This window comes from Phyllobacterium sp. T2-21 (assembly GCF_055378485.1).
The window spans coordinates 296,747-322,500 of record NZ_AP027912.1; the positions used below are offsets into that span (position 1 = coordinate 296,747).

At 58.6% G+C, this 25,754-nt stretch carries 26 protein-coding genes; 9 read left to right on the plus strand and 17 right to left on the minus strand.

The genetic code is table 11. The features are described from left to right. Positions 1 to 6 precede the first annotated feature (6 nt). Positions 7 to 1,368, minus strand: a complete 1,362-nt coding sequence (locus tag ACZ5FP_RS01525) for a sensor histidine kinase (RefSeq protein WP_464661717.1) — start codon at positions 1,366 to 1,368, stop codon at positions 7 to 9. A 109-nt stretch (positions 1,369 to 1,477) separates the two neighbouring features. Further along, on the minus strand, positions 1,478 to 2,233 hold the full coding sequence (locus ACZ5FP_RS01530) for a Crp/Fnr family transcriptional regulator (RefSeq protein WP_464661718.1): 756 nt from the start codon (positions 2,231 to 2,233) through the stop codon (positions 1,478 to 1,480). A 141-nt stretch (positions 2,234 to 2,374) separates the two neighbouring features. Here ACZ5FP_RS01530 and ACZ5FP_RS01535 point away from each other — a divergent pair, with 141 nt between their 5' ends. Continuing rightward, positions 2,375 to 2,794, plus strand: coding sequence for a response regulator (locus tag ACZ5FP_RS01535; RefSeq protein WP_464661719.1), 420 nt, complete (start codon positions 2,375 to 2,377; stop codon positions 2,792 to 2,794). On the opposite strand, the gene ACZ5FP_RS01540 is transcribed toward ACZ5FP_RS01535, so the two are convergent. Together ACZ5FP_RS01540 and ACZ5FP_RS01545 are read right to left on the minus strand one after the other, a co-directional pair. After that, positions 2,777 to 3,328 carry an RNA polymerase sigma factor gene (locus ACZ5FP_RS01540; RefSeq protein ID WP_464661721.1) on the minus strand — a complete coding sequence of 184 codons (552 nt, stop codon included), beginning with the start codon at positions 3,326 to 3,328 and terminating at the stop codon, positions 2,777 to 2,779. The genes ACZ5FP_RS01535 and ACZ5FP_RS01540 overlap by 18 nt on opposite strands. An 11-nt stretch (positions 3,329 to 3,339) precedes the next feature. Next, on the minus strand, positions 3,340 to 3,543 hold the full coding sequence (locus ACZ5FP_RS01545; RefSeq protein WP_223613786.1) for a NepR family anti-sigma factor: 204 nt from the start codon (positions 3,541 to 3,543) through the stop codon (positions 3,340 to 3,342). 166 nt (positions 3,544 to 3,709) lie between these two features. On the opposite strand from ACZ5FP_RS01545, the gene ACZ5FP_RS01550 reads away from it, so the two are divergent. The 3 genes from ACZ5FP_RS01550 to ACZ5FP_RS01560 all read left to right on the plus strand — a co-directional run bounded on the left by ACZ5FP_RS01550 (position 3,710) and on the right by ACZ5FP_RS01560 (position 6,395). Then, positions 3,710 to 4,504: a response regulator gene (locus ACZ5FP_RS01550; RefSeq protein ID WP_223613787.1), complete on the plus strand. Its 795-nt coding sequence runs from the start codon at positions 3,710 to 3,712 to the stop codon at positions 4,502 to 4,504. An 86-nt stretch (positions 4,505 to 4,590) separates the two neighbouring features. Beyond that, positions 4,591 to 4,755, plus strand: a complete 165-nt coding sequence (locus ACZ5FP_RS01555; protein WP_105734311.1) for a DUF1328 domain-containing protein — start codon at positions 4,591 to 4,593, stop codon at positions 4,753 to 4,755. Between the two features lie 194 nt (positions 4,756 to 4,949). Then, positions 4,950 to 6,395, plus strand: a complete 1,446-nt coding sequence (locus ACZ5FP_RS01560) for an ArnT family glycosyltransferase (RefSeq protein ID WP_464661724.1) — start codon at positions 4,950 to 4,952, stop codon at positions 6,393 to 6,395. On the opposite strand, the gene ACZ5FP_RS01565 is transcribed toward ACZ5FP_RS01560, so the two are convergent. Beyond that, a complete protein-coding gene (locus tag ACZ5FP_RS01565; protein WP_464661726.1) occupies positions 6,337 to 7,056 on the minus strand; it encodes a glycosyltransferase family 2 protein in 720 nt (239 codons plus the stop codon). The genes ACZ5FP_RS01560 and ACZ5FP_RS01565 overlap by 59 nt on opposite strands. 374 nt (positions 7,057 to 7,430) lie before the next feature. On the opposite strand from ACZ5FP_RS01565, the gene ACZ5FP_RS01570 reads away from it, so the two are divergent. The 4 genes from ACZ5FP_RS01570 (at position 7,431) to ACZ5FP_RS01585 (ending at position 11,882) form a co-directional block, all read left to right on the plus strand. Then, a complete protein-coding gene (locus ACZ5FP_RS01570; protein WP_464661728.1) occupies positions 7,431 to 8,768 on the plus strand; it encodes a murein hydrolase activator EnvC family protein in 1,338 nt (445 codons plus the stop codon). Beyond that, positions 8,758 to 10,083, plus strand: a complete 1,326-nt coding sequence (locus ACZ5FP_RS01575; RefSeq protein WP_464661730.1) for a S41 family peptidase — start codon at positions 8,758 to 8,760, stop codon at positions 10,081 to 10,083. The genes ACZ5FP_RS01570 and ACZ5FP_RS01575 overlap by 11 nt, the downstream gene beginning before the upstream one ends. Positions 10,084 to 10,182: 99 nt before the next feature. Beyond that, entirely contained in the window at positions 10,183 to 11,325 is a 1,143-nt protein-coding gene (locus tag ACZ5FP_RS01580) for a divergent polysaccharide deacetylase family protein (RefSeq protein WP_464661731.1), read from the plus strand. A gap of 38 nt (positions 11,326 to 11,363) precedes the next feature. After that, entirely contained in the window at positions 11,364 to 11,882 is a 519-nt protein-coding gene (locus tag ACZ5FP_RS01585; RefSeq protein ID WP_464661732.1) for an RNA pyrophosphohydrolase, read from the plus strand. A 229-nt stretch (positions 11,883 to 12,111) separates the two neighbouring features. On the opposite strand, the gene ACZ5FP_RS01590 is transcribed toward ACZ5FP_RS01585, so the two are convergent. The 7 genes from ACZ5FP_RS01590 to ACZ5FP_RS01620 all read right to left on the minus strand — a co-directional run bounded on the left by ACZ5FP_RS01590 (position 12,112) and on the right by ACZ5FP_RS01620 (position 20,007). Further along, positions 12,112 to 12,519, minus strand: coding sequence for a F0F1 ATP synthase subunit epsilon (locus tag ACZ5FP_RS01590; RefSeq protein ID WP_346308055.1), 408 nt, complete (start codon positions 12,517 to 12,519; stop codon positions 12,112 to 12,114). Positions 12,520 to 12,610: 91 nt separating this feature from the next. Beyond that, positions 12,611 to 14,152, minus strand: a complete 1,542-nt coding sequence (atpD, locus tag ACZ5FP_RS01595) for a F0F1 ATP synthase subunit beta (RefSeq protein WP_464661734.1) — start codon at positions 14,150 to 14,152, stop codon at positions 12,611 to 12,613. A gap of 18 nt (positions 14,153 to 14,170) precedes the next feature. Further along, entirely contained in the window at positions 14,171 to 15,049 is an 879-nt protein-coding gene (locus ACZ5FP_RS01600) for a F0F1 ATP synthase subunit gamma (protein ID WP_346308057.1), read from the minus strand. Positions 15,050 to 15,068: 19 nt separating this feature from the next. Next, on the minus strand, positions 15,069 to 16,598 hold the full coding sequence (gene atpA / locus ACZ5FP_RS01605) for a F0F1 ATP synthase subunit alpha (protein ID WP_182548638.1): 1,530 nt from the start codon (positions 16,596 to 16,598) through the stop codon (positions 15,069 to 15,071). Next, entirely contained in the window at positions 16,598 to 17,158 is a 561-nt protein-coding gene (locus ACZ5FP_RS01610; protein ID WP_223613798.1) for a F0F1 ATP synthase subunit delta, read from the minus strand. Before ACZ5FP_RS01610 ends, atpA begins: the two co-directional genes overlap by 1 nt. A 233-nt stretch (positions 17,159 to 17,391) precedes the next feature. Then, positions 17,392 to 17,781 (minus strand): AGROH133_08824 family phage infection protein, encoded by a 390-nt coding sequence (locus ACZ5FP_RS01615; RefSeq protein WP_223614129.1) that lies wholly within the window; start codon positions 17,779 to 17,781, stop codon positions 17,392 to 17,394. 42 nt (positions 17,782 to 17,823) lie between these two features. Then, positions 17,824 to 20,007, minus strand: a complete 2,184-nt coding sequence (locus ACZ5FP_RS01620) for a primosomal protein N' (RefSeq protein WP_464661736.1) — start codon at positions 20,005 to 20,007, stop codon at positions 17,824 to 17,826. A 91-nt stretch (positions 20,008 to 20,098) separates the two neighbouring features. On the opposite strand from ACZ5FP_RS01620, the gene fsa reads away from it, so the two are divergent. Then, positions 20,099 to 20,752, plus strand: a complete 654-nt coding sequence (gene fsa / locus ACZ5FP_RS01625) for a fructose-6-phosphate aldolase (protein WP_223613800.1) — start codon at positions 20,099 to 20,101, stop codon at positions 20,750 to 20,752. Positions 20,753 to 20,859: 107 nt separating this feature from the next. Here the strand turns inward: fsa and ACZ5FP_RS01630 are convergent, their stop codons facing one another. Genes ACZ5FP_RS01630 through ACZ5FP_RS01650 form a run of 5 tightly spaced genes read right to left on the minus strand, consistent with a single transcriptional unit; the run spans position 20,860 to position 25,692 of the window. Beyond that, positions 20,860 to 21,870, minus strand: a complete 1,011-nt coding sequence (locus tag ACZ5FP_RS01630; protein ID WP_464661738.1) for an isopenicillin N synthase family dioxygenase — start codon at positions 21,868 to 21,870, stop codon at positions 20,860 to 20,862. 50 nt (positions 21,871 to 21,920) lie between these two features. Continuing rightward, the gene (locus ACZ5FP_RS01635) at positions 21,921 to 22,721 is read right to left on the minus strand and encodes an ATP-binding cassette domain-containing protein (RefSeq protein WP_464661740.1); all 801 of its coding nucleotides are present in this window, start codon (positions 22,719 to 22,721) and stop codon (positions 21,921 to 21,923) included. A 9-nt stretch (positions 22,722 to 22,730) separates the two neighbouring features. Then, positions 22,731 to 23,510: an ABC transporter permease subunit gene (locus ACZ5FP_RS01640; RefSeq protein ID WP_464661742.1), complete on the minus strand. Its 780-nt coding sequence runs from the start codon at positions 23,508 to 23,510 to the stop codon at positions 22,731 to 22,733. After that, complete coding sequence (gene ssuD / locus ACZ5FP_RS01645) at positions 23,507 to 24,676, minus strand: FMNH2-dependent alkanesulfonate monooxygenase (protein WP_464661744.1); 1,170 nt, start codon at positions 24,674 to 24,676, stop codon at positions 23,507 to 23,509. The genes ACZ5FP_RS01640 and ssuD overlap by 4 nt, the downstream gene beginning before the upstream one ends. A 59-nt stretch (positions 24,677 to 24,735) precedes the next feature. Continuing rightward, positions 24,736 to 25,692, minus strand: coding sequence for an aliphatic sulfonate ABC transporter substrate-binding protein (locus ACZ5FP_RS01650; protein ID WP_464661746.1), 957 nt, complete (start codon positions 25,690 to 25,692; stop codon positions 24,736 to 24,738). Between the last annotated feature and the right edge of the window lie 62 nt (positions 25,693 to 25,754).

Here is a 25,754-nt window from a genome sequence, read left to right on the forward strand (position 1 = left end):
TGCCACTCATTCGTCTTCCGCCTTCGCGTTTTCCGGCGCAGATGCACTGCGAAGGGTGGGGAACGTGACCGTCACGATCGTGCCGCCACCATCTTTGGCGCCATAGGTCACCGCACCGCCAAATTGCTGGCAGAGCTGTGCGACGATCACAGAGCCCAAACCTGACGCCCGCTTGTGGAGTTTTTTCTGGATGCCGATACCATCGTCAGCAATGGTGAGGGCTATAATGCCGTGGGCATCGCGCTGCAGGCCGATTTCGATCAACCCCGCGCGATTATGCGGAAATGCGTGTTTGATCGCGTTCATCGTCAGCTCACCGATAATGATGCCGAGGGTTGTGGCATCCCGGGAGCTCAGATCAATCGGTTCGAAATGGGCTTCGATCCGGATATCCCGGTCGTGAAAATGCGCGTCCTTGATGTCGGCCATAATCTCCGGCAAATATTCATCGGCCCGAACGGTCTCATGATCCTTTCCCAGCCGGAGCCGGCGGTGTGCCGAAGAAATCGTCTGGATTCGATCACGCGCCGCGCCGAGGGCCACTCGGATTTCGTCTGACGAAACGCCATGCATCTGGATGCCAAGAAGCGATGACACGGTCGCCAGCGAATTACCGATGCGATGGTCGGAATCCTGCAGGAGCGTTTCCACACGCGCGCGCTCCCGCTTGGCAATCAGCATGGCCTTTTCGAGCTCGGCGGTGCGCAATTGAACCATTTCTTCCAGTTGCGATTTTTCAGAAAGCAGCGTCGATTGACCTTCGGTCAGCTTGCGCACATAGCGCTTGGTGCGGCTGGCAAGGATATAGGCGAGTATCAGTGCACCTGCGAGGGCGAGGATCGAGGCAATGGTCAGCCAGAAGCGCAATTTGTCCATGGCTATGTTGCGGGCAATTAGCCGACGATCTTCTTCACCCAGGAAACTGTTGATGGTTTTCCTGACGTCATCCATTTGGCCGATGCCGAAATCGGAACCGAGTGAAGCCAGAGCTTCGCTGTTGTTCCCCGCAAGCGACATCGATATGGCCGCTTCGACTTTTTGCTGCTTCTGCTTCGCCAGATCCTGAATCTGGCTGACAATGGCCTGTTGCCGGGGATTGCCTCTTGTCATCTCGTTCAGCGTATTCAACGATTCGGCAAGGTGGGATGCAGCCGCGCGGTAGAGATCGAGGAAGGCGGGGTTTTGGGTCAGGAGATAACCGCGTTGACTGGTATGCGCTTCGTTCAAGAGGGCGAGTGCGCCATCCGCCTGTTCCCGGACCCGGTAGGTGGCAATGACGTCGTCCATCTGATTGTTGAAGCCGCGGGTCAGGATGATGGTCGATGTCGCAGCGGTGATGATCAGGGCAAGCGAGATGATGATGGCCAACCCGCGCCGGGGTCTTTCCGAAAAACCTGCCAAAACTCTGCGCCACTGCACCAACTGCACTGCTCCTGGCAAAACAGGCCGCGTATGCTCGGCCCGACATATACACGAACTAGATAAAGGGTCTTGGCACCTTCGGCAAACCTTGCCATCCCGATATATCCAGAAGGGTCGCTTCATCGAGGACTTCACAGCCCCGGTCAACCCAGCGCAACGCACCGCGCGCCGCAAGTTTCTTGAGCGTCTTGTTCGTGTGCACGATGGACAATCCGAGCGTATCGGCAACGTGCTGTTGTCTCAGCGGTACAAACAGCTTGTTGTTTTTGACCATGCCGACCGACTTGGCACGCTGAAAAATGAAGGCAAACAGATACGCCGCGCGCTCCAATGCGGTGCGACGCCCGACACTGAGCAGGATTTCATCCAGCATCTGCTCTTCGCGGGACGCCAGCCAGGTAATATCGTAGGCAAGGCTTGGAAAGGTGCGGAAAAGGTTGGGGAGTTTGTCACGCTGGAAAACGCACAGAATCACCGGTGACATGGCTTCGATGGAGTGCTGCATCTCCTTCATCAGCGATCCCTGCAACCCGATGAGGTCGCCGGGCAGCACGTAGTTGAGGATTTGCCGGCGGCCATCTTCCAGGGTTTTGTAGCGAAACGCCCAGCCGGACAGAACCGTGAAAAGGTGCGCGCTGTTGGCACCTTCGACCAGAAATGTCGTCCCGGCATCGGCAACAAGCTCGCCCGTCTTGAAGCCCGACAGGAACTCCAGTTCGTCCTTGTCGTGCGGTTGGAAATGCGGGAAATCCTGCAAGGGGCATTTTTCGCAGGGGAATTGCCGTACCGCTGAAGCTGTTGCTGTTTTCATTTGATTTCTCAATCGAGAGTTGTTGAGCACGCTAACATGCTGCCGTTGAAATGACCGATAATTCTTCGCGTTCGACATGTCATAGTTAAATGACACCCTATTCCGTTCAGCGCATAAGCACTGCTTTTAGGAGCAGTTGATATGGAATTGACCGGCAAGCGACTTCTGGTTCTGGAGGACGAATATCTGATCGCACTCGAGTTGGAGCGCATTGCGGAGGAATGTGGCGCGAAATCCGTTCATGTCGTCTCGACCGTTGCCGAGCTTCTATTCTGGATTGAGAGCCAGCCGCCATGCGACATCGCCATTCTCGAAGTCAAGGCACGGGGCACCTCCTCTCTGGACGCCGCAAGCCTCATGCTGCAACGGGGCGTTCCCGTCGTCTTTGCCACCGCCTATGATCAGCAAAGGAGCGGCATTGCCGGTTTTGCCGATGTTCCCGTGGTTTTGAAGCCCTATGGAAAGACCCAGATCCTGCAAGCCGTCGCCACCGCTTTTGCCAGAATGGTTGCGGGAACACTGCCGGCGAAAGAAGACGGCGCGTCAGGCGAACTTGTTTGATGTTACCTGCGTGGCAATGGAGTCAGGACCGTAATCAACCTCTCCCTGGACATCGAGAAGTTCCTGCAATCGTGTTCTTGCACGGCTGACGCGGCTTTTGATTGTCCCAACGGCGCATCCACAGATATCCGCCGCCTCTTCGTAGGAAAAGCCGGACGCGCCGACAAGGATGATGGCCTCGCGTTGATCGTCGGGCAGCTTTTCCAGAGCCTTGCGGAAATCCTGCAGATCAAGCGCGCCGTATTGCGAGGGATGCACCGAAAGCTGTTCGGTAAAAACGCCATCCGAGTCCTGCACCTCGCGCCCGCGCTTGCGCATCTGGCTATAAAATTCATTGCGCAGGATCGTAAACAGCCAGGCCTTTATATTGGTGCCGGCTTCGAATGAATCCTGCTTGGCCCACGCTTTCATGATCGTGTCCTGGACAAGATCATCCGCGCGGTCGGGATTGCCGATCAGCGATACTGCGAATGCGCGCAGCTTCGGCAGGGACGCAATCAGATTTCTCTTGAAATCAGGGGATTCATGTACCATTCGACCGCCTGTTATTTTGACGACTGAGCATGGTTGCGTTCAGCTTCGTCGAGCTTTTCCAGAAGGTCGAGGAAACGTGCCGGTATTTCCTCCTCCTGTACGGAGGCATAAAGCGCACGCAGCTTCAAACCGATTTCTGATTCCGCGTTTCTGACGTCGCGGCGGCGGACACGACCCTTTTCGGAGCCGTCTGAGATACTTTTGTTGGCGTTCATTCTACTATCTTTGCTGGTCGTTCGTCGCAAAAGCTTTTGGCAGGCACATTAATGTCGATAATCCCCTGGAGAAGGAAAAGTTCCATGCCAGGGAACTTTTTTTTCGCCAATGTGTTTTGGTTCGTACTAGTCTTCAATGCCCAAACGGGAACGGGAAATCACCATAATGTCATTGTCCACTCGGATCGCTCCACATCTGCCCTATCTTCGCCGCTTCGCCCGCGCCATTACCGGGTCGCAATCATCAGGCGATGCTTATGTAGCGGCGACGCTCGAAATCCTTATCAGCGATGTCTCCCTTTTTCCTGAAGCCACCTCTGACCGGGTCAGCCTCTACAAGCTGCTGATCAAGCACTTCAATTCCGTCAATGTCCGCCCGCTCGAATTGCAATCGGAATTCGGCTGGGAAAAGCACGCGGCGGCTAACCTGACGGCCATCGCCCCCCGCGCGCGTCAGGCTTTCCTTCTCATCAGCCTTGAAGGCTTCAGCCAGGCTGAAACCCTCGATATTCTCGATATAGACGAGCAGGAGCTTTATGCTCTCCTCGACGAGGCTTCCGTCGGCATCTCCAAGCAGATCGCCACTGATATCATGATCATCGAGGACGAACCGCTGATCGCCATGGACATCGAGCATATGGTCGAAAGTCTGGGTCATCGGGTTGTCGGTATCGCCCGTACCCGCGACGAGGCCGTGAAACTCTATGCGGAAACACATCCGAGCATGATTCTTGCCGACATTCAGCTCGCCGACGGCAGTTCAGGCATCGATGCGGTCAACAACATCCTGAGCCAGGACGCGGTTCCCGTGATCTTTATCACGGCGTTTCCTGAGCGGCTCCTGACCGGCGAACGGCCGGAACCGACCTTCCTTGTCACCAAGCCCTTCAACCCTGACATGGTCAAAGCCCTGATTACACAGGCGCTGTTCTTCAAAGAGAGCAGCAAGGCAAAGGCATAGAAGCCGGCGAAGCATTCGTATCTGCTGCCGCATGGAACAAAGGCACCCCCGAGATCGTTGTGCAGCAACAGGATAGGGAGTTGATAATGTTATATTATGCGGTTGTGTTTCTTATTATTGCCCTCGTGGCCGGCGCACTTGGCTTTGGCGGAATAGCCGGGGCTTCTGTCGGGATAGCCAAGATTATTTTCTTTGTCTTCCTGGCGCTCCTGGTCATTTCCCTGATCGCGGGCCTGCTGCGTAGGGCGTAGTCACAACAATTTGAATAAGTGAAAGGCCGTCGGCATCAAGTCGGCGGCCTTATTCATTGGCACGGTTTCTCATTGGAAATTTGTGGCATTGCAGCCACCGGCACTTGGTTGTAGTGGGATACGACACATGTGAAATTGACGGTCAGGCTGCATTCACCTCTCAATTCCATGCAGCGTTGAAACTGGACGGCCCGATGATCAACTGGACCTACCTCGCCCGGCGAATCCCCCTTGCAATACTATGCTACACAGCGGGCCTGATCGCACTCAGGCTGGCACTGTCGCCATTCCTCGACATCGATGAAGCACAGTTCGTCGGTTCCGTGGATTTTTCCTGGATTTACGGCAATTCGCACCCGCCGCTTTACAATTGGCTTGTGCGGCTGGCCCTCGATCTTACCGGCTGGAACTGGGTTGTTGCGACGGTTCTGGTCCGTCTTTGCCTGCTTGGCCTCTATCACTGGCTTTCATTCGATACCGCACGCCGGTTGGGCGGCGACCGCGCCGGGGTTTTGGCCTTGGCGGCATCCGCCCTTCTGCCGCAGATTGTCTGGATGTCGATCCAGACAACGGCGCATACGCTTCTGGTGATCGTCGCATCCATCGGCACGATCCATGCTCTGGCTCTGATCCGGTCGGGACGAGGATACCGCGCCTATGTCTGGCTTGGTCTATGGGCCGCCATTGGCGGGCTGGCAAAATACAACTTCTTCATGTTCCTGTTCAGCTTTCTGATCGCCTGCGCGCTCAACAGGACCATTCGCCGTCAGATTTTCTGCAGGCCCGCATTGATATCCCTTGGCATTTTCCTGCTTGCCATGGGCCCGGTGGCCTTGGCCTCCTTGAATGCACCCCTGGCTGCGACGGCCGGTCGAATGGTCAAGCTCAACCACCTGATCCCGATGCTCCAACCTTTTGATCTTCCTGGGTTTGGCGTGGACGGGCTTCTCAGTCTCTTCATCTCGACCTTCCTCTGGTCAGGCCCGGCTCTTGTGATCTTTTTGATTGGCCGCTGGCAGGACGATCCAAAACCCGCTCCGGACGGAGACACTGACGTCAGGAAAGTCCTGTTCCGTACCGTCGTGCTCGGTTTGACGGCCTTTGGCTTGATCGTCTTTTTTGCCGACTACCATTCCGTCGCGGAGCGCTATATGGCACCCATTCTGGCACCAACTGCCATTTTGCTGGCGCTGTACTTCCCGCAGAAGCATGGCGCACGAAACCTGCTGATCATATCCGGCGGTTTCTACGCATTGGCGCCCGTTGCCTTCGCCATTGTGCTGCTGTTCGGTGACGATCGCCTGTCGATACCATTCGATGCGGTTGCCAATGCCATTCGCGTGCAAAATTCTACCCCGGCGCGGATAGCAGCGAAGCGGCAGGATGACGCCGCCAACATCGCCGTGCAGCTCCATTGGCCGCCGGCAAGCGGCAAGGCCAGCGATATCGTCCTTGTCTGGGAGGGCGGCGATGCACCGGATAAAGAAACGCTCGAACTCCTACCCGCCGATGCGGCCGCGGCCGGCCCCATGACCCGCGTTGACAGCCCATTGAGAAACTTCAACGGCCAGATCAGGACGTTCAGCTTTCAGCGTTATTCATCTCACTTACCCCTGCCGGATCAGAGTATCGGCGGATAAGCCAGAAGACACCCACAGTGTCGAGAAACGCAACCGCAGCGCGATCGAAAAACCCGTATTTGGAGACGCCGGCCAGCCGGGGACGGTCCTCCACATCGACTTCGACGACGGTCAGACCGGCCCGGATCGAGAGGGCGGGAAGAAAACGGTGCATGTTGTCGAAGTAGGGCAGCCCTCTTGCCACGGACGCCGGTAGAACTTTGAATCCGCACCCTGCATCCCGGCAATTGTCCCTGAGAAGGCGCTTGCGGATGAAATTGGCGGATTTCGATGTCAGCAACTTCACGACCCCGTCATTGCGGCGTTTTCTGACCCCGGCAAACAGCGCAGGCTGGGATTGCGCAATACGCGGCCAGAGGCGCGCCAGATCCAGCGGATTGTTCTGCCCGTCACCGTCCAGCGTCGCGATCCATTGCCCCCTTGCGGCCTGAAAACCGCTGACAAGAGCCCTGGATTTACCCGTACGGTTTTTATGGCGCAGCACGCGAACGTGGTGACCCGCATTCAACGCTTCTTCCGCTGAGCCATCATTCGAGCCGTCATCGATGATCAATATCTCATAGCTGACCACACCTGAAAGAGCCTGATTGATCTCGGTGACAAGGGCGCCGATGTTTCCGGATTCATTATAGGCAGGAATTACGACTGACAGATCGGTCATTTGAAAAATCCAGAAACCAAGGTGAACCTTCCGCACTACGATCAAAATCCGGCCATGCCGGTCAGCTTCGAAAGATCATTGCATCGGCGCAATGCGTCAGGATGTTCGATACGTTCTCTGCCCGTTCCCATAGCACTCAAAAGAAGAAAGCAAAACAAATGTTCGCGTCGAACGGAAACCGCTTCCCCTTATACCGGCTGATCCCGCCGCGGTTTCACGCAAGAGTGAAGCTGACGTCGTAATTCCGCCATCCCGATCAGCACTAAAATGCTAGCATCACGCTAATATCCCGCGTGGATGCTCTATGGTTAATAGTTCATTAATCGAAGTCTTCCTATTGTCGGGCTCTAATCTTAATTCATTTCGGTCCGCATATGCATTTTCGGGTTACAGATGCAATCATTGGTTCAAGGAAGAGTTCCCGCATGGGTGCTGGCCTCCTTGTCCTGCTGTTTGCCTGCGTTTCGCCGGTGCACGCGCAGGAACAGGTCGACGCAAAGCGCGCTGAAACCGTTAAACAACTGGACGAACTCACCGGCCAGATCAGTTTGTCTGCTGATCGCCTGGCTTCCCTCGACAAGGAAATTGCCGATCTGAGGAAGGATCAGACCACCCTGACGGCTGCACTGATCCAGTCGGCCAAGACCGAGAAAAAACTGACTGAAGATATAGCCGCTATCGGCGACAAGCTGACCGATCTGCATGAACGGGAGGACGGAATAAAGCTCTCTCTCAAGGGCCGGCGCGCGGCGCTCGCCGAGGTCCTCGCCGCCTTGCAGCGCATGGGGCTCAATCCGCCCCCCGCCATCCTCGTTCGCCCTGACGATGCCCTTGCGTCGGTCCGCAGCGCCGTCTTGCTGGGCGCTGTGGTTCCGGAAATGCGCGAACAGACGGAAGTGCTGATTGCCGATCTCAAGGAGCTCTCGCGGATCAGGACATCGATTTCCGATGAGCAGACCCGTCTGACCGCTTCCCTGTCCGGACAGGCGGAGGAAAAGAAGCGCCTCGATCTGCTTTTGGCCGAAAAGCAGAAACTGCAGACAACATCCGAGGAAACACGCAAGGCCGAACAGCAGCGGGCGGAAGAACTGGCCCGGCGGGCGACATCCCTGCGCGAATTGATCGCCTCGATGGAACAGGACATGGAAGAGGCGCGCAAGGCAGCCAGCGCGGCGAACCAGCAGGAAGAACAGAAGCTTGCGGCCAGCAAGGAGCGGGCCGACAATTTCGCCTCCAACCAGGAACGCCTGTCAGCCAAGGTGAATTTTGCCTCGCTGAAGGGGCACCTTCCCATGCCGGGTGCCGGAAAACTGGTTCGGCATTTTGGCGACGAGGACGGATTGGGCGGTGTCGTGCAGGGCGACACGCTGGAAACCCCGGCAGGCGCAACAATTACCGCGCCCACGGACGCCGTGGTGCTGTATGCCGGCGCCTTTCGTTCCTATGGCCAACTCTTGATCCTGGATGCCGGCAATGGCTATCATGTCGTCTTGGCAGGAATGAAGAGAATCAATGTTTCGCAGAATCAGTTTGTTTTGGCGGGAGAGCCGGTTGGTGTGATGAACGAGCAACTTGTTGCGAGTACCGGCACCGTTCCGTTGGGAAATGGAGCGCCAATGCTTTACATTGAGTTCCGAAAAGATACAAAACCTGTTAATCCCGCTCCCTGGTGGGCGGATAGGCTCGCTGGAAGGACCACAAATGATACGTAGGTTAACGCTTCTCATGGCCGGAGCCCTGTTGGGTGCAACGGCAATGGTGGTTGTGCAGGGTGCACTGCCCACAACCGTTGCAGAAGCTGCGGGCACTGACACATACAAGCAGTTGTCGATTTTCGGCGATATTTTTGAGCGCGTGCGCAACCAGTATGTGACGCCGCCGGATGACAAGAAGCTGATCGAAAGCGCCATCAACGGCATGCTGACGTCGCTCGATCCGCATTCGTCCTACATGAACGCCGACCAGGCCCAGGATATGCGTGTGCAGACCAAGGGCGAGTTTGGCGGCCTTGGCATTGAAGTCACCATGGAAAATGAGCTTGTGAAAGTCATTGCCCCCATCGAAGACACGCCTGCCTCCAAGGCGGGTGTTCTTGCCGGCGATTACATCTCGCAGATCGACGGAACCGATGTCCGTGGCCTGTCGCTGAACGATGCGGTCGACAAGATGCGCGGCGATGTCAACACGCCCATCGAGCTGACATTGATCCGTCAGGGCGCCGACAAGCCGATCAAGCTGACCATCGTGCGCGACGTGGTCAAGGTGAAGGCCGTCAAATACCGCGTCGAGAACGATGTCGGCTATGTCAGGGTCATTTCCTTCACCGAACAGACCTTTGAAGATTTGCAGAAGGCGATCAAGGACATCCAGAGCAAGATTCCCGCCGACAAGCTCAAGGGCTTCGTGCTGGATCTTCGCCTCAATCCGGGTGGCCTGCTCGACCAGGCGGTTGCCGTCTCCGATGCCTTCCTCGACAAGGGTGAGATCGTCTCGACCCGTGGCCGCGATCCGCAGGACATCACCCGCTTCGATGCCCGTCCGGGCGATCTGATCAACGGCAAGCCGATGATCGTCATGATCAATGGCGGTTCTGCCAGCGCATCGGAGATTGTTGCCGGTGCATTGCAGGATCATCGCCGGGCGACAGTGCTGGGCACGCGGTCCTTCGGCAAGGGCTCGGTGCAGACGATCATCCCGCTGGGCGAGAATGGCGCACTGCGCCTGACGACGGCGCTGTACTACACGCCGGCCGGCAAATCGATCCAGGGCAAGGGCATCGTGCCGGATATCGCGGTCGAACAGCCGCTGCCGGACGATCTGAAGGGCCGGGCCGAGCCGATGAGCGAATCCAGCCTGAAGGGCCATATCAAGGGCGTTCAGGAGGATGCGGAAGGATCGGGCTCGATTGCCTATGTCCCGCCGGATCCGAAGGATGACCTGCAGCTGATCGAAGCCCTGAAGCTGCTGCGCGGCGAACAGGCCAATGCGGCATTCCCGGCAGATCCGTCCAAGGGCGTACCGAACTGATATGACAAAGGGGATCAGGTTGGCTCTTACACACCTGGTCCCCACTTCATTTCCCACCGATCATTCCTTCCGTTTCATCCTCCTCATCGGCCAAAGCGCGTGAATTCCGATATCAACAGGCCGCTGGGACAAAACAGCAAACGGCCCAAGGACAAACCGAAGGCTGGCGCTCGCTGGCTCTTGCCGGCCATTGCCGTGCTGGGGGTGGGAGGTGCCGCACTGTTGATCTCGTTCACCAGCAACCACGGATTTCGCAATCCGCCGCCGGAAATGGAAAAGCTCGAACAGGCAGCGGTAACTCCGCCAGCGCCGGCCAAGACGGTACCAGCAACCGACAAGGCCCCGGCAGGCGTCGTCACGCAGGGAAATGTCACCACCAGTCCCGGCGGCCCGAAAATCATCGTTGTCGGCGATCCCGCCAGAGCGAGCCAGAATCCGATGACCGCACATATCCCCGACCGGGATCTGCTGGAGACGACTGCTCTGGGCTCCCTGCCGGTCATCGGGCCGGACGGACGACGGCCGCTCGATGCCTATGCGCGGTCATGGTCGGGCGCCCGCGGCGCGCGGATCGCCCTCGTCATTGGCGGGCTCGGTATGTCCCAGACCGGCACACAACAGGCAATCGCAACGCTCCCGGCGGAGGTGACGCTGGCTTTTGCGCCTGAAGGCAACAGCCTGATCCGGTGGATGCAGACAGCCCGCCAGAATGGCCATGAACTGCTGATGCAGGTGCCGCTTGAGCCTTTTGACTACCCGCGGGTCAATCCCGGCCGCAACACCTTGACGGTCGATGCGCCCGCAGCCGAGACACTGGACAATCTGCACAAGGCCATGGGCCGCATCACCAATTACACCGGCATCATAAACTACATGGGCGCCCGGTTTACCGCCGATGCCAAGGCCATGACGCCTGTCATGCAGGATATCGCGAAACGCGGGCTGCTCTATCTCGATGACGGCAGCTCCGCGCGCAGCCAGGCCGACACCATCGCCAGTCAGCAGGGAACGCCCTTTGCTGCCGCCGATGTGCTGATTGATGGCACGCAGGACCGGGGCAGCATCCTCAAGAAACTGGATGAGCTGGAGCGTATCGCCCGGGCCAAAGGCACGGCGATCGGAACCGGTTCGGCCTTCAGCGTGACCGTGGATGCCGTGGCCGCCTGGACCAACGAAGCCAAGACCCGCGGCATCGAGATCGTACCGGTTTCCGCCCTTGTCCGCGATCCTGAAAAGGGCTAGGCACCCATCACTATCCCATCATCCAGCGGAGTATTCGCATGAGCAAGAAACATGTCGACCCCGAGACGCTCCCCTACCGGCCCTGCGTCGGAATTATGGTGCTCAATGCCGATAAACTCGTCTGGGCGGGCCATCGCATTGTCATACCCAATGATGAAATGGACGGGTCGACCCAGCTGTGGCAGATGCCCCAGGGTGGCATCGACAAAGGCGAGGATGCGGAAATTGCGGCCCGCCGCGAACTCTACGAGGAAACGGGCATGAAAACCGTTTCCCTGCTGGCCGAGGCGCCGAACTGGATCAACTATGACCTGCCGCCCGCGCTTGTCGGAATCGCCCTGAAGGGAAAGTATCGCGGCCAGACGCAGAAGTGGTTCGCCTACGAATTTACCGGCGATGACAGCGAGATCGCGATCAACCCGCCTCCCGGCGGTCACACCGCTGAATTCGACGCTTGGGAATGGAAAAACATGACCGAGCTGCCCGACCTCATCGTGCCGTTCAAGCGCACCGTCTATGAGCAGGTTATCGCTGCGTTCAAGCATCTGGCAGGTTGACCTGTCGTTTTTGCCTGCAACTCTCTTTGTGCGTGGTTCGACAAGCTCACCATGAGGGAATTGAGTGGATGGCAATGCCAACCTTGGACGTTGCAGAGTTGTAGCTCCCCGCAATTCTCAATCTCCCTCATGGTGAGCTTGTCGAACCACGCAAGAAGGGAAGTGCTATGTAACAACAAAAAGGCGGGCCAAAAGCCCGCTTTCGTCAGTATCAGTGATTTGAAACCGGTCAGGCGGCCTTGATGGCTTCCTGCAATGTGGTCAGCTGGCCGAGAAGATCTTCCGCCTTGGCCTTCTGCTCGCGCGTCGTCGCGTCTTCGAAGTCTTCGCGGGCGTCCTTGATACGGTTCTGAAGTTCATCAGCCTTTATATCGGTGACGTGTACCGCCGATTCCGCGAGGAGCGTGCAGCCATCCGGCGTCACATCGACGAAGCCGCCGAACACGACATAGCTGTCCGGCTTGCCATCCGGCGTCTTCACGGTGACAACGCCCGGCTTGACGGTGGCCATCAGTGGCGCGTGATGGGCCATCACGGTCATGTAACCTTCCGTGCCCGGAACCACAACTTCGGTGACCTGTTCCGAGAGCAGCAGACGTTCTGGCGATACGAGTTCGAAATGGAAGGCTTCTGCCATGATATTCACTCAATTCCTGCGGTCATTGACCTGATAGAAGGGATGGCCTTGACAAGAAAGGGCGGGCCGGAGCCCGCCATTATGTTCCAGATCAGGCAGCTTCCGCTGCCAGACGCTGTGCCTTTTCGATCGCCTCGTCAATCGAGCCGACCATGTAGAATGCTGCTTCCGGCAGGTGATCGTAGTCACCGTTGCAAAGGCCCTTGAAGCCCTTGATGGTGTCAGCCAGATCAACCAGCTTGCCCGGCGAGCCGGTGAAGATTTCAGCAACGAAGAACGGCTGCGACAGGAAGCGTTCGATCTTGCGGGCGCGGGCGACCGTGATCTTGTCTTCTTCCGACAGTTCGTCCATGCCGAGAATGGCGATGATGTCCTGCAGGGACTTGTAACGCTGCAGGATCGACTGAACCTGACGCGCAATCTGGTAGTGTTCTTCACCGACGATCAGCGGATCGAGCATGCGGGATGTCGAGTCGAGCGGATCCACAGCCGGATAAATACCCTTTTCAGAGATCGCACGGTTGAGGTTCGTCGTCGCATCCAGATGCGCGAAGGATGTCGCTGGAGCCGGATCGGTCAAATCGTCGGCGGGCACGTAAATGGCCTGCACGGATGTGATCGAACCCTTGTGCGTCGTGGTGATGCGTTCCTGCATCTGGCCCATGTCGGTTGCCAGCGTTGGCTGATAACCCACGGCGGACGGGATACGGCCGAGCAGAGCCGACAATTCCGAACCAGCCTGCGTGAAGCGGAAAATATTGTCCACGAAGAACAGAACGTCCTGGCCTTCATCGCGGAAATGTTCCGCAACCGTCAGACCGGAGAGCGCAACGCGGGCACGTGCCCCTGGCGGCTCGTTCATCTGACCGTAAACCAGTGCGGCCTTGGAGCCCTCACCGCCGCCGGCCTTGTTCACGCCGGACTCGATCATTTCGTGGTAAAGGTCGTTGCCTTCGCGGGTACGTTCACCCACACCGGCAAATACCGAATAGCCGCCGTGCGCCTTGGCCACGTTGTTGATCAGTTCCATGATCAGAACCGTCTTGCCAACACCGGCACCGCCGAAGAGGCCGATCTTGCCGCCGCGCGCATAAGGCGCCAGCAGATCGATAACCTTGATGCCGGTTACCAGGATCTGGGCTTCCGTCGACTGCTCGACATATTCCGGAGCTGGCTGGTGGATAGCGCGGGTCAGCTTCGTCTTGATCGGGCCTGCTTCGTCAACCGGCTCGCCGATAACGTTCATGATACGGCCGAGCGTTGCTTCGCCGACCGGGACCATGATGGCCGAACCGGTGTCGTACACGGGCTGACCGCGAACCAGACCTTCGGTCGAGTCCATGGCGATCGTGCGAACAGTGTTCTCACCGAGATGCTGGGCAACTTCCAGAACAAGGCGATTGCCGAGGTTGTCGGTTTCCAGCGCGTTCAGGATCTTTGGCAGTTCGCCTTCGAAATGAACGTCCACAACGGCGCCGATGACCTGGCTGATGCGGCCGGCAGTGCCGGTTGCCTTCACGGTCGTCTTTGGCGTTGCCGATGCCTTGGCCGTCTTTGCTGCAGGAGCAGCCGCTGCCTTGGGTGCAGCTGCTTTGGCGGCTGCGGGTGTTTTCGGGGTCGCTGCTTTTGCCATCGATCCTTACCTTCGCGATTAGAGCGCTTCCGCGCCCGAAATGATTTCGATCAGTTCTTTGGTGATCTGAGCCTGACGCTGGCGGTTGTACGACATTGTCAGCTTGTTGATCATGTCACCGGCATTGCGGGTTGCGTTGTCCATGGCGGACATGCGCGCACCCTGTTCCGATGCCGCGTTTTCAAGGAGAGCGCGGAAAACCTGGACGGAAATATTGCGTGGGATCAGATCACCAAGAATGGATGCCGGATCCGGCTCATATTCATAAACCGCATCGCCTGCCGTTTCCGGTTCGGCATCGCCGACAGCGCTTGCGGGGATCAGCTGCTGGGCAGTCGGTATCTGCGAAATCACCGACTTGAATTCCGAATAGAACAGCGTGGCAATGTCAAACACGCCTTCATTGTAAAGCGCAATGATCTTGTGCCCGATCGCATCGGCATTGACAAAGCCGAGCTGCTTCACATCGCGCAGATCAACGTGATCGATGATATGCTTGCCAAGATCGCGGCGCAGGATATCCGCACCCTTCTTGCCGACAGTGATGATCTTGACCGTTTTGCCATCCGCCAGGAGGCGGCGTGCATGTTCGCGGGCCAGACGGGCAATCTGCGAATTGAAACCACCGCAGAGACCGCGCTCCGACGTGCAGACGATGAGCAGATGCACATCGTCCTTGCCGGTTCCGCTCATCAGCACGGGCGCATCATCGCCGTCCACATTGGCGGCGATATTGGCCAGCACTGCAGCCATGCGCTGTGAGTAGGGACGCGCGGCTTCCGCAGCTTCCTGCGCACGACGCAGCTTCGCCGCGGCGACCATCTGCATCGCCTTGGTGATTTTCTGCGTCGCCTTGACCGAGGCGATCCGGTTTCTCAGATCCTTTAACGAAGGCATCCGTTCATCCCGTCAGTGGTTACGCGAAAGACTTGGCGAAGGCGTCAACTGCAGCCTTCAGCTTGCCCTTGATGTCGTCGCTCAGCTGCTTTTCCTTGGCGATTGCATCGAGAACATCCTTGTTCTCGGTGCGCAGCCATGTGAGCAGGCCCTGCTCGAACTTGCTGACCTGATTGACAGCCAGCTTGTCGAGATAGCCGTTCACACCGGCGAAAATCACCGCAACCTGCTCTTCGGTCTTCAGCGGCGAGAACTGCGGCTGCTTCAGAAGTTCAGTAAGGCGTGCACCACGGTTGAGGAGACGCTGGGTCGACGCATCGAGATCGGAACCGAACTGCGCGAAGGCAGCCATTTCACGATACTGCGACAGCTCGCCCTTGATCGAACCGGCAACCTGCTTCATCGCCTTGATCTGTGCGGCAGAACCAACGCGGGACACCGACAGACCGACGTTAACGGCAGGACGGATACCCTGATAGAACAGGTTGGTTTCGAGGAAGATCTGGCCGTCGGTGATCGAGATCACGTTGGTCGGAATATAGGCGGAAACGTCGTTCGCCTGCGTTTCGATAACCGGCAAAGCAGTCAGCGAACCGGCACCGTTTTCGTCGTTCAGCTTTGCCGAACGCTCGAGAAGGCGGGAATGCAGGTAGAAAACGTCGCCAGGATAGGCTTCACGGCCTGGCGGGCGGCGCAGCAGCAGCGACATCTGGCGGTAAGCCACGGCCTGCTTCGACAGATCGTCATAGCCGATCAGTGCATGCATGCCATTGTCGCGGAAGTATTCGCCCATCGCGCAGCCGGCAAACGGTGCGAGATACTGCATGGGCGCCGGGTCGGAAGCGGTTGCAGCCACAACGATCGAGTATTCGAGCGCGCCGCGTTCTTCAAGGATCTTGACGAACTGGGCAACGGTGGAACGCTTCTGGCCGATAGCCACATAGACGCAATACAGACGTTCGCTCTCGTTACCGGCATCGTGCGCCGGCTTCTGGTTGAGGAACGTATCGAGAATGATCGCTGTCTTGCCGGTCTGACGATCGCCAATGACCAGCTCGCGCTGGCCGCGGCCAACAGGGATCAGGGCATCGATGGCCTTGAGGCCTGTCGACATCGGCTCATGAACCGACTTGCGCGGGATGATGCCGGGCGCCTTGACGTCAACGCGCGAGCGCTGCTTCGCCTTGATCGGGCCCTTGCCGTCAATCGGATTGCCGAGAGCGTCAACGACGCGGCCAAGCAATTCCTTGCCGACGGGAACGTCAACGATAGCGCCTGTGCGCTTGACGATGTCACCTTCCTTGATGTCACGGTCCGAACCGAAAATAACAACACCAACGTTGTCGCTTTCAAGGTTCAGGGCCATGCCACGGGTACCGTCCGGGAACTCGACCATTTCACCAGCCTGAACATTGTCCAGACCGTATACACGAGCAATACCGTCACCGACGGACAGAACCTGACCGACTTCGGAGACTTCTGCCTCCTTGCCGAAATTCTTGATTTGCTCTTTCAGGATTGCGGAAATTTCCGCGGCGCGGATGTCCATCAGCCGACCTCTTTCAGTGCAAGCTTAAGCGAAGAAAGTTTTGTGCGAAGTGAAGTGTCGATCTGGCGGGACCCCAACTTGACGATGAGACCACCAAGGATCGACGGATCAACAGTGACATTGATTGTCACGTCCTTGCCGGCGACGCTTTTCAGCGTGGCCTTCAATTCAGTTTGCTGCGCTGCCGTCAGGGCATGCGCAGAAGTAACATCGGCCGAAACCTCGCCGCGATTCTCCGCAGCGATGTTGCGGAAAGCCTGGATCATGGAAGGCACCGCAAACAGACGGCGGTTCGTCGCCACGACGCGCAGGAAGTTGGCAACGAGGCCGCCGATCTTAGCTTTGGCGAGGATCGCCGAGATGGCCTTGACCTGATCTTCCGCGGAGAAAACAGGGCTCTGAATGAGACGCCTCAAATCGGCGCTGCCATTGACGAGCGCCTCAAACTGGCCCAGATTCTTTTCCACATCAGCGACTGATTTTGCTTCCAGCGCGAGGTCGAACAGCGAACCCGCATAACGCTGGGCAACACCGGATATGAGCGACGAAGTTTCTGCCACGAACGACAAGCTCTCTGCGTTGAAGCCAAAAATCGGGAAACCAAAAGGAATTTTCGGTCAAATCTTTGGCATTATTGATTTTTTATCGCCTTGGAAACAACCCTGAAACTGCCCCCGACGAGATTTGAATGCCGTCTAGCATAGAGAAGCAGGAGTCGCAACACGCGAATCCGCGAAAACTGGCGTCAGAATTGCCGCAGCAGCAGTTTTATGAATGACCCACTCAACTATATCTAGGCGATAAAGCCGAAGGCGAACAGCAATGGGCCGGCTGCCAGCGCCAGTTCGATCAGAACGGAAATCCAGTTGTAAAGCGTATTGCCGCGGTCCGACATCATCGAGATGAGCCGGCCGAAAACCGTGAATCCCCAGGAGACGCCGAGCGCGATCCAGAGGAAAGGCTGTGCAAAGACAAGGGCGCAAAGTCCAAGCCCCAGATAGAAGCCGGCCATTGTCGCACGCGCCTCGGACAGCGCTTCGGGATGGGCCGGAACAGGTTGCAGGCGCAGAATCCTGAATGCAATGCGCGGTGCAAAGAACAGGATCAGGCCGAAGACAACCGTAACGGCGGCAGAACTCCAGGCGATCCATTCGCCCTGACTGGCTGGCCAATACAATTCCATCATTTCCGCGTCCCCGCTGCGTTAACCATTTCCGCTGTTTGCTTATAGAAAGCTTTGCGGGTCGATATCAATCTGCACGCGCACTGATCCACGCTCTTTTGGTCCGGCACTCAGAATGGCGCGAATGAAGTTCTGGATATCAGCCTTGCGCGTTCCGTGAATCAGCAGCCGGAAACGATGCCGCCCGCGGATAAGGGCAAGCGGCGCTTCGGCGGGCCCCAGAACATTGATCTCGGGCGAGTGCGGTGCCGCACGGCGTAGCGCGCGCGCATGGTTTTCCGCTTCCGCCCGCGTTCCCGCTGAAATGATAAGCGCGCCAAGCCTGCCATAGGGCGGCAGGCCGGACCGTTCCCGCTCCTCGATTTCGCGCGCATAGAAGGCCTCCGCATCGCCGGAGACAATGGCACGCATGACCGGATGATCCGGCTGGTAGGTTTGCAGCAGTCCCAGACTTTTCTTGCCGGTGCGCCCGGCACGGCCCGTCACCTGGCTCAGCAACTGGAACGTCCGCTCCGCCGCCCGCGGGTCGCCATTGGCAAGGCCCAGATCCGCATCGACAACGCCTACCAGCGTCATATTGGGAAAGTTGTGCCCTTTGGCGACGAGCTGCGTACCGATGACAATATCCGCCTCGCCGCGTGCAATGGCATCCAGTTCGAGGCGCAGCCGCTTCACGCCCATCAGATCGGATGACAGGACAATGATCCGCGCATCGGGAAAGGTTTTTTCCGCCTCCTCGGCAATACGCTCGACACCCGGCCCGCAGGCGACGAGATGATCCAGCGTGCCGCAGGAGGGACAGGCTTCCGGTCGCGCTTCGTGATGGCCGCATTGATGGCAGACAAGCTGACCGCGGAACCGGTGCTCGACCAGCCAGCTTGAGCAGCAGGGGCATTGAAAACGATGACCGCACACCCGGCACAGGGTCAGGGGCGCATAGCCACGGCGATTGAGAAACAGCAGCGACTGTTCCTTGCGCTGCAACGTCTGGTTCATCGCCTCGACCAGCGCAGGGGACAGGAAACCACCGGGACGCGGCGGCGAGCGGCGCATGTCGATGGCTTTCAGGTCCGGCATTGCCGCTTCGGCGTAACGCCCGGTCAGGCGGATGCGGGTATAGCGCCCCTGCAGCGCATTGACCTGGCTCTCGACGGATGGTGTGGCGGAAGCCAGGATGACGGGAAAGCTGCCGATATGGCCGCGAACCACCGCCATGTCGCGGGCATTGTAGAACACACGGTCCTCCTGCTTGTAGGCAGGATCATGTTCTTCATCGACAATAATAAGACCCAGGTCCTGGAAGGGCAGGAACAGCGCCGAGCGCGCGCCCGCGACAACCCGCACCTGTCCTTCCATCACCTGCCGCCAGACCCGCTCACGCGTCTTCGGGGCGAGATCGGAATGCCATTCCGCCGGCTTTGAGCCGAATCGATCGTGGAAACGCTCGAGAAACTGCTGTGTCAGGGCGATTTCGGGCAAAAGAATCAGCACCTGCTTTCCCTGCTCCATCGCTTTTGCCACCGCTTCGAAATAAACTTCCGTCTTGCCGGAACCGGTCACGCCATCCAGCAGGGACACGGAGAACCCGCGCGCCGAAACCGCATCCACCAGCAGCCTTGCGGCATCGACCTGAACACCGGAGAGTTCGGCAGGCGCATAATCCGGATCGGGCGGCGCAACGACGGGACGCGCCGGGATCATGACGTCCTCAAACACGCCCTGCGCCGAAAGCCCGTCAATTACCGTTGCGGAAACCCCGGCCGCGTGGGCAAGGCCAGTGCGCGTCCAGGCAAGACCATCCCCGGCCAGTTCAAGCACGCGCGAGCGTGCACCGGTCATCCGTTCAGGCTGTTGGCCGGAAAAACGCAACCCCGGCACCGGCGGCTCGGGATCGAAGGCCGCAGGCACGCGCAGGATCATCCGGGCCACCATGCCCGGCGGCGAGATCGTATAATCGGCGGCCCAGCGCATGAAGCGCATCATGCCATCATCGACCGGAGGACAATCGAAAAGCTCCGAGATCGGCCGGAGCTTTTTCGCATCGACCGAATCGGTCGCGCCCTCGGTTACAATGCCTGCAACCTCGCGGGGACCGAGGGGAACGCGAACAATTGAGCCGGCTTTCACATCCATTCCATCAGGCACGGAATAGCTGTAAGGTTTCGCTGCCGGCAAAGGCACGAGCACCGGAACAATTTTTTGCGCGGAAGGCGAATCTTGCTTCATAACCTCGTGACCTTGGCGCGGCTTTCAGTTAAAGAAAAGCCACTTTTCCGGGACACCATCCCTTTAGCCCCATTTAAGGAGGACTGCTCCAATGAAATTTTTTGTCGATACTGCCGATGTGAAGGATATCCGCGAACTGAATGATCTCGGATTGCTCGACGGCGTGACCACCAATCCGTCGCTGATCCTCAAATCCGGTCGCAGTATCCTCGACGTCACCAAGGAAATCTGCAGCATCGTCGATGGCCCGGTTTCCGCAGAGGTTACGGCTGTCGAATATGAGCAGATGATGAAGGAAGCGGCGGTTCTTTCCAAGATCGCCAACAATATCTGCATCAAGGTTCCTCTGACACTCGATGGTTTGAAGGCTTGCAAGGCGCTCACCTCCGATGGCCATATGGTCAACGTCACGCTGTGCTTCTCCGCCACCCAGGCGCTGCTTGCCGCAAAGGCCGGTGCAACATTCATCTCGCCGTTCATCGGCCGTATCGATGACATCGGCATCAACGGCATGGACCTGATCGCCGAAATCCGCACGATCTATGACAACTACGACTACAAGACGGAAATCCTGGCGGCTTCGATCCGCACGATCAACCATGTCAAGGAAGCCGCACTGATCGGTGCCGACGTTGCCACCATCCCGCCGGCAACGCTGAAGGCGCTGGTCAAGCATCCGCTGACCGACAAGGGTCTCGAGACCTTCCTCGCCGACTGGGCCAAGACCGGTCAGAAGATCGCCTGATCAAGGCAGATTGCTTTCAAAACGGAACGCCCGCCGGTGATGAACCTGCGGGCGTTTTGATTTGGTGAAGGCTGGGAAATCCGGTCCTTCCCGCCTGTACTGCGAGACTACAGCAGATCGGCGTGATGGCGCTGCGCGACATCGGGATGCGAGCGCAGGCGTCCCTTGAGATAATTGCGCCCGACTTCCCGAAACAGCGGATTGTCCGGGTCCGTATCGGCACCGCCCGCCTCATGCGCCAGATCGTCCGGCAGTGTCAGCAACGGCACATTGGCGTTGAGATCGGCGCCGAAGAAGAACGCCACCGACAGCCGGTCCTTGCCCGATGGCGGTGAGACGACGCGGTGCACGGTGGCCTTGAGATAGCCATTCGATGCCAGTTCCAAGATTTCACCGATATTGATGACGAACGTCCCGGGAACCGGTGTGGCATCGATCCAGCCGCCATCCTTTTCCACCTGCAGGCCGCCCTGCACATCCTGCAGCAGCAGGGTCAGAAACCCGCTGTCCTTGTGCGCGCCAACACCTTGATCGCTGCCGGTTGCATCGCGGCCGGGATAGCGGATGATTTTCAGGTGCTGGTTGGGCGCCTTTTCGTAGATGGGCCCGAAAACATCCTTTTCCTGCCCAAGTGCCGTTGCAAAGGCCTGCAGCAATTCGATAGCAACCCGCGTCAGTTCGCTCTGCCATTCCAGCACGATGGATTTAAAACCGGGCAGGCTATCCGGCCATTGATTGGGGCCCTGCAGCCGCGACCACGAAGGTGTTGTCAGATCCTGCTGGATAACGGCCCGCTCCGCGCCCACATCAAACTGTTCGCGCCAGTCCGCCTGTCCTTTGGTCCGTTCCCAGCCGGCACGGGTATAACCGCGAAAATGCGGGGAATTGACCATTTCCACGGCAATCTTGTCCTCCTCCGGCAAGGCAAAGAACCGCTTGGAAACAGCAACGATATCCCTTTGCAGCTGTTCGGCGACGCCATGGCCGCTCAGATAGAAAAAGCCATAGGTTCGTGCTGCATGGCGCAAGTCCTCGAAGAAGGCTTCCCGTTCCTCGGGATCGCGATAACGCCCGAAATCGAGTGTTGGCAAGGTGTCGGTTTTGGGTGGGGCGCTCATCGTTCCGGTCTCCGTATGCAATCCGATTGTCTATCCCGATGCATTCAACTTCAAGATGTTCTTTGCATGTAAAGCTGGTCCAGAATCTGACGCTCGAAAAAAGCGAGTTCCGGCGAGGCATGCCGCCGCGGCCGTTCCACCGGAATGGCCAGATCAAGGGCGATCCGGCCGCTATCGATGACGACGACACGATCCGCCAGCGCAACGGCTTCCGCCACATCGTGCGTCACCAGCACCGCCGTGAATTTCTTGTTGAGCCAGATGCGCTCAAGCAATTGCTGCATTTCAATACGGGTCAGGGCATCCAGCGCACCGAGCGGCTCGTCCAGAGCCAGAATGCGGGGGTGGCCAACCAACGCACGTGCCAGGGCCACGCGCTGGCGTTGACCGCCCGACAGCACAGAGGGCCACTCTTCGCTGCGATCGGCAAGTCCCACTTCCGCAAGAATATCGAGGCTTTTCTGCCGAACCTCCGAGCCGCGGGCAATGCCCGTCAACCCGACATCCACATTGGCACCAACCCGCGCCCACGGCAGCAGCCGCGGCTCCTGGAACATGATGCGCGTGCGCTTCTGATCCTTCGTTTCATCGGCATGAACCAGCGCGCCGGATGTCGGCTTGTCGAGCCCGGCCAGCAACCGCAGCAATGTGCTCTTTCCGCAGCCGCTTTTGCCGATAACGGCAACGAACTGGCCGTCATGCACGTCAAGATCGATGCCCTGCAGCACGGTCTTGTCACCGAAGCGTTTGGTAACGTTACGGAACGAGAAGGCGATCTTGCGTGCCGTTACGGTGGCGCGGGCCGTGGTTTCAACAAAGGATTGGCGGGCGGTGATGGTTGCTGCGGTCATCGTCGTTCCTCACACGTTTTGAAATGCCGGGTGCCATTGCAGGGAAAGCCGCTCGAGGGAACGCGCCAGGGCATCGGCGAGTTTTCCGAGGAGCGCATAGATCAGGATCGACAGGACAACCACATCGATCAGCAGAAATTCCCGCGCCTGCATGGCCATATAGCCGAGGCCGGAGGATGCGGAGATCGTCTCGGCCACGATCAGTGTCAGCCACATGATTCCCAGCGCATAGCGCAGCCCGACGAAAATCGACGGCAGGGCGCCCGGCAGGATAACCCGCATGAACAGCTGCGAACGGGACATGCCGTAAATGCGGCCCATTTCAACCAGTTGCGGGTCGACGCCCTGAATGCCAAGGAGCGTGTTGATATAGATCGGAAAGAAAACGCCAAGCGCGACCAGAAACAGTTTTGCTTCCTCGTCGATGCCGAACCACAAAATCACCAGCGGGATGAGGGCCAGATGCGGAATATTGCGGATCATCTGGATGGTGGTATCGGTGAGCCCGCGGCTGAGCGCGGAGAGGCCATTGGCAAGACCAAGACCGAAACCGATGGCGCCGCCCACAACGAAGCCGCTCAAGGCGCGCAGCGTCGATATGCGGATATTTTCCAGCAGTTCACCTGACAGAAGCAGCTTCCAGAAGGCGGCACCCACGGCCGAAGGCGCCGGCAGGACATTGGCCGAGATGACGCCGGCACGCGATGCAATTTCCCACCCGACAAGCAGAAGGGCCGGAAGAAGCCAGCCTACGGCGCTGCGGCCAATGGACTGAAGCGCCCTGCTCATGAGGCCGCCTGCAGCCGTTTGGCACCGTGGAAACCAACGGCAAACTCGTTGGCGATCTCTTGGCGGAGCGTATTCTTCCTTCCGCCCAGTCCCATCTGCGGAAACAGCAATTCGGCAACGCGGTAGGCTTCTTCAAGATGCGGATAACCGGAGCCGATCACCGTATCGATACCCACGTCCTGATATTCGCGGATGCGTGCGGCAATGCTTTCGGGACTGCCGACAAGGGCGGTGCCCGCCCCGCCGCGAACCAATCCCACGCCCGCCCACAGATTGGGGCCGACAAGCAGCCTGTCACGGCGTCCGCCATGCAGCTCCGCCATGCGGCGCTGGCCGACGGAATCCATTTCCTTGAGAAAGCGCTGTTGCGCGATCTCGATCTGGGCATCGGTGACGCGGCTGATCAGCCTGTCGGCCGCGGCCCAGGCCTCGTCTTCGGTTTCGCGCACGATGAAATGCAGCCTTATGCCGAACCGCAGCTTGCGGCCCTTGAGCGAGGCCTTCCTGCGCGCCCGCTCGATCTTCTCGGCGACCTGCGCCACGGGCTCACCCCAGGTCAGGTACATGTCAACCTGCTCGGCAGCGAGATCCTGACCGGCATCGGACGAGCCACCGAAGTAAAGGGGAGGCGGCGTCTGCACCGGCAGCAGATCGAGCCGCCCGCCCTGAACACGGTAATGCCTGCCTTCAAAATCGACGGTCTCGCCGGTCACCAGGCCCTGCCAGATTTTCAGAAATTCTGCCGCCTGTTCGTAACGCTGGTCATGCGGCAGGAAGACACCATCACCGGCCAGCTCCGTCGGATTGCCGCCGACGACCACGTTGAGCAGCAGACGCCCATTGCTGAGCCGGTCGAGCGCAGCGGTCTGCCGGGCGGCAAAAACCGGCGAGACAATGCCCGGACGCAACGCGACCAGGAATTTCAACCGCTCCGTATGGGCGGCAAGACCCGTCGCGGTAATCCATGAATCCTCGCAGCTTTGCCCCGTCGGTAGCAGCACGCCGGGGAAACCCAGCCGGTCCACGGCCTGGGCGATCTCCTTGAAATAGGCAAATTCGGGTGGCCGCTGCTGCGTTTCCGAACCGAGATAGGTTCCGTCCCCATGGGTGGGAATGAACCAGAAGAAATCAAGCGGGGCTGGTGTGGTGTTTGCTGGCTGCGTCATGGCGTGGTTCCAGTTCTTTCCATGGTACGGGGCGATTTCCGCATCCCCTGTTGTTCCGTTCAGTTACCGGGGGCCGCCCAGACGGCATCGGAAATCTTGATGGCTTTGGGGATCAGCTTCAGCTTGAAGAAGCGGTCGGCTGTTTCCTGCTGATGCGCGATGATCTCAGGCGTGATCGGAAAGATGCCGAACACCGACCGGTTGGCGGCGATGGTTTGGGCTTCGAGCGGAACGCCGGTGACGTCATGCAGTGCCGCTGCCACCTTGTCCTTGTTCGCCTCGGCCCATGCAGCAGCTTCCTTCAGGGCGGCAACGGTCGTGATCACGACATCGGGATGTGCGGCGGCAAAGTCGCGGTTGGCCAGAAAATAGGTGTTAACGTCGAGCACGTCGCTGGAGCGTGCGAGGATGCGCGGCTGATAGCGGGTCTCGGCAATGGCAAAGAACGGATCCCAGACTGCCCAGGCATCGATCTTGTCGCTGGCAAAGGCCGCTGCTGCATCCGCAGGGCTCAAATAAACCGGGGTAATCTCGTCATAGCCGACGTGTGCTTTCTCAAGCGCAGCCACCAGCAGATTATGCGCGCTGGTTCCCTTGCCGACGCCGACCTTCTTGCCTTTCAGATCGGCCAGGGACTGGATCGGGGAAGCCGGCTTGACGAAGATCGCTTCGCCTTTGCCATTGGATGGCAGGGCAGCGACATAGACAATGGCCGAGCCCGCGGACTGCCCGAAGATCGGCGGGGCATCGCCGACCCATCCGACATTGACACTGCCGACATTCAGCGCCTCGACCAAGGGCGGGCCAGCGGTAAACTCGACCCATTTGACCTTGATACCTTTGGGCTCCAGAACTTTTTCAATCACCTTCTGTTGCTGGGCAATGACCGGCAGGCTCGTCTTCTGGAAGCCGATCTTGTACTCCTGCAGCGGTTCGGCGGCATGGGATGCTGTTGCCGCGATGGCCGTTGCTGCAAGGACAAGGGCACCGAATAGTCTGCGCGTCAGGTTGGGCATGGGCTCTCGCAATTCTTTGGTTTGGGAGAGCGTCGTCAGGATTATACCAAGGGCCCTCCCGT

Bases quoted from the DNA above. Each gene is read 5' to 3' on its own strand.
- fsa (WP_223613800.1), top strand. From the start codon at position 20,099: ATGAAATTTTTTGTCGATACTGCCGATGTGAAGGATATCCGCGAACTG.
- ACZ5FP_RS01635 (WP_464661740.1), bottom strand. From the start codon at position 22,721: ATGACCGCAGCAACCATCACCGCCCGCCAATCCTTTGTTGAAACCACG.
- ACZ5FP_RS01590 (WP_346308055.1), bottom strand. From the start codon at position 12,519: ATGGCAGAAGCCTTCCATTTCGAACTCGTATCGCCAGAACGTCTGCTG.
- ACZ5FP_RS01620 (WP_464661736.1), bottom strand. From the start codon at position 20,007: ATGAAGCAAGATTCGCCTTCCGCGCAAAAAATTGTTCCGGTGCTCGTG.
- ACZ5FP_RS01585 (WP_464661732.1), top strand. From the start codon at position 11,364: ATGAGCAAGAAACATGTCGACCCCGAGACGCTCCCCTACCGGCCCTGC.
- ACZ5FP_RS01530 (WP_464661718.1), bottom strand. From the start codon at position 2,233: ATGAAAACAGCAACAGCTTCAGCGGTACGGCAATTCCCCTGCGAAAAA.
- ACZ5FP_RS01600 (WP_346308057.1), bottom strand. From the start codon at position 15,049: ATGCCTTCGTTAAAGGATCTGAGAAACCGGATCGCCTCGGTCAAGGCG.
- ACZ5FP_RS01555 (WP_105734311.1), top strand. From the start codon at position 4,591: ATGTTATATTATGCGGTTGTGTTTCTTATTATTGCCCTCGTGGCCGGC.
- ACZ5FP_RS01540 (WP_464661721.1), bottom strand. From the start codon at position 3,328: ATGGTACATGAATCCCCTGATTTCAAGAGAAATCTGATTGCGTCCCTG.
- atpD (WP_464661734.1), bottom strand. From the start codon at position 14,152: ATGGCAAAAGCAGCGACCCCGAAAACACCCGCAGCCGCCAAAGCAGCT.
- ACZ5FP_RS01565 (WP_464661726.1), bottom strand. From the start codon at position 7,056: ATGACCGATCTGTCAGTCGTAATTCCTGCCTATAATGAATCCGGAAAC.
- ACZ5FP_RS01570 (WP_464661728.1), top strand. From the start codon at position 7,431: ATGCATTTTCGGGTTACAGATGCAATCATTGGTTCAAGGAAGAGTTCC.
- ACZ5FP_RS01640 (WP_464661742.1), bottom strand. From the start codon at position 23,510: ATGAGCAGGGCGCTTCAGTCCATTGGCCGCAGCGCCGTAGGCTGGCTT.
- ACZ5FP_RS01650 (WP_464661746.1), bottom strand. From the start codon at position 25,692: ATGCCCAACCTGACGCGCAGACTATTCGGTGCCCTTGTCCTTGCAGCA.
- ACZ5FP_RS01630 (WP_464661738.1), bottom strand. From the start codon at position 21,870: ATGAGCGCCCCACCCAAAACCGACACCTTGCCAACACTCGATTTCGGG.
- atpA (WP_182548638.1), bottom strand. From the start codon at position 16,598: ATGGACATCCGCGCCGCGGAAATTTCCGCAATCCTGAAAGAGCAAATC.
- ssuD (WP_464661744.1), bottom strand. From the start codon at position 24,676: ATGACGCAGCCAGCAAACACCACACCAGCCCCGCTTGATTTCTTCTGG.
- ACZ5FP_RS01560 (WP_464661724.1), top strand. From the start codon at position 4,950: ATGATCAACTGGACCTACCTCGCCCGGCGAATCCCCCTTGCAATACTA.
- ACZ5FP_RS01615 (WP_223614129.1), bottom strand. From the start codon at position 17,781: ATGGAATTGTATTGGCCAGCCAGTCAGGGCGAATGGATCGCCTGGAGT.
- ACZ5FP_RS01535 (WP_464661719.1), top strand. From the start codon at position 2,375: ATGGAATTGACCGGCAAGCGACTTCTGGTTCTGGAGGACGAATATCTG.
- ACZ5FP_RS01550 (WP_223613787.1), top strand. From the start codon at position 3,710: ATGTCATTGTCCACTCGGATCGCTCCACATCTGCCCTATCTTCGCCGC.
- ACZ5FP_RS01575 (WP_464661730.1), top strand. From the start codon at position 8,758: ATGATACGTAGGTTAACGCTTCTCATGGCCGGAGCCCTGTTGGGTGCA.
- ACZ5FP_RS01545 (WP_223613786.1), bottom strand. From the start codon at position 3,543: ATGAACGCCAACAAAAGTATCTCAGACGGCTCCGAAAAGGGTCGTGTC.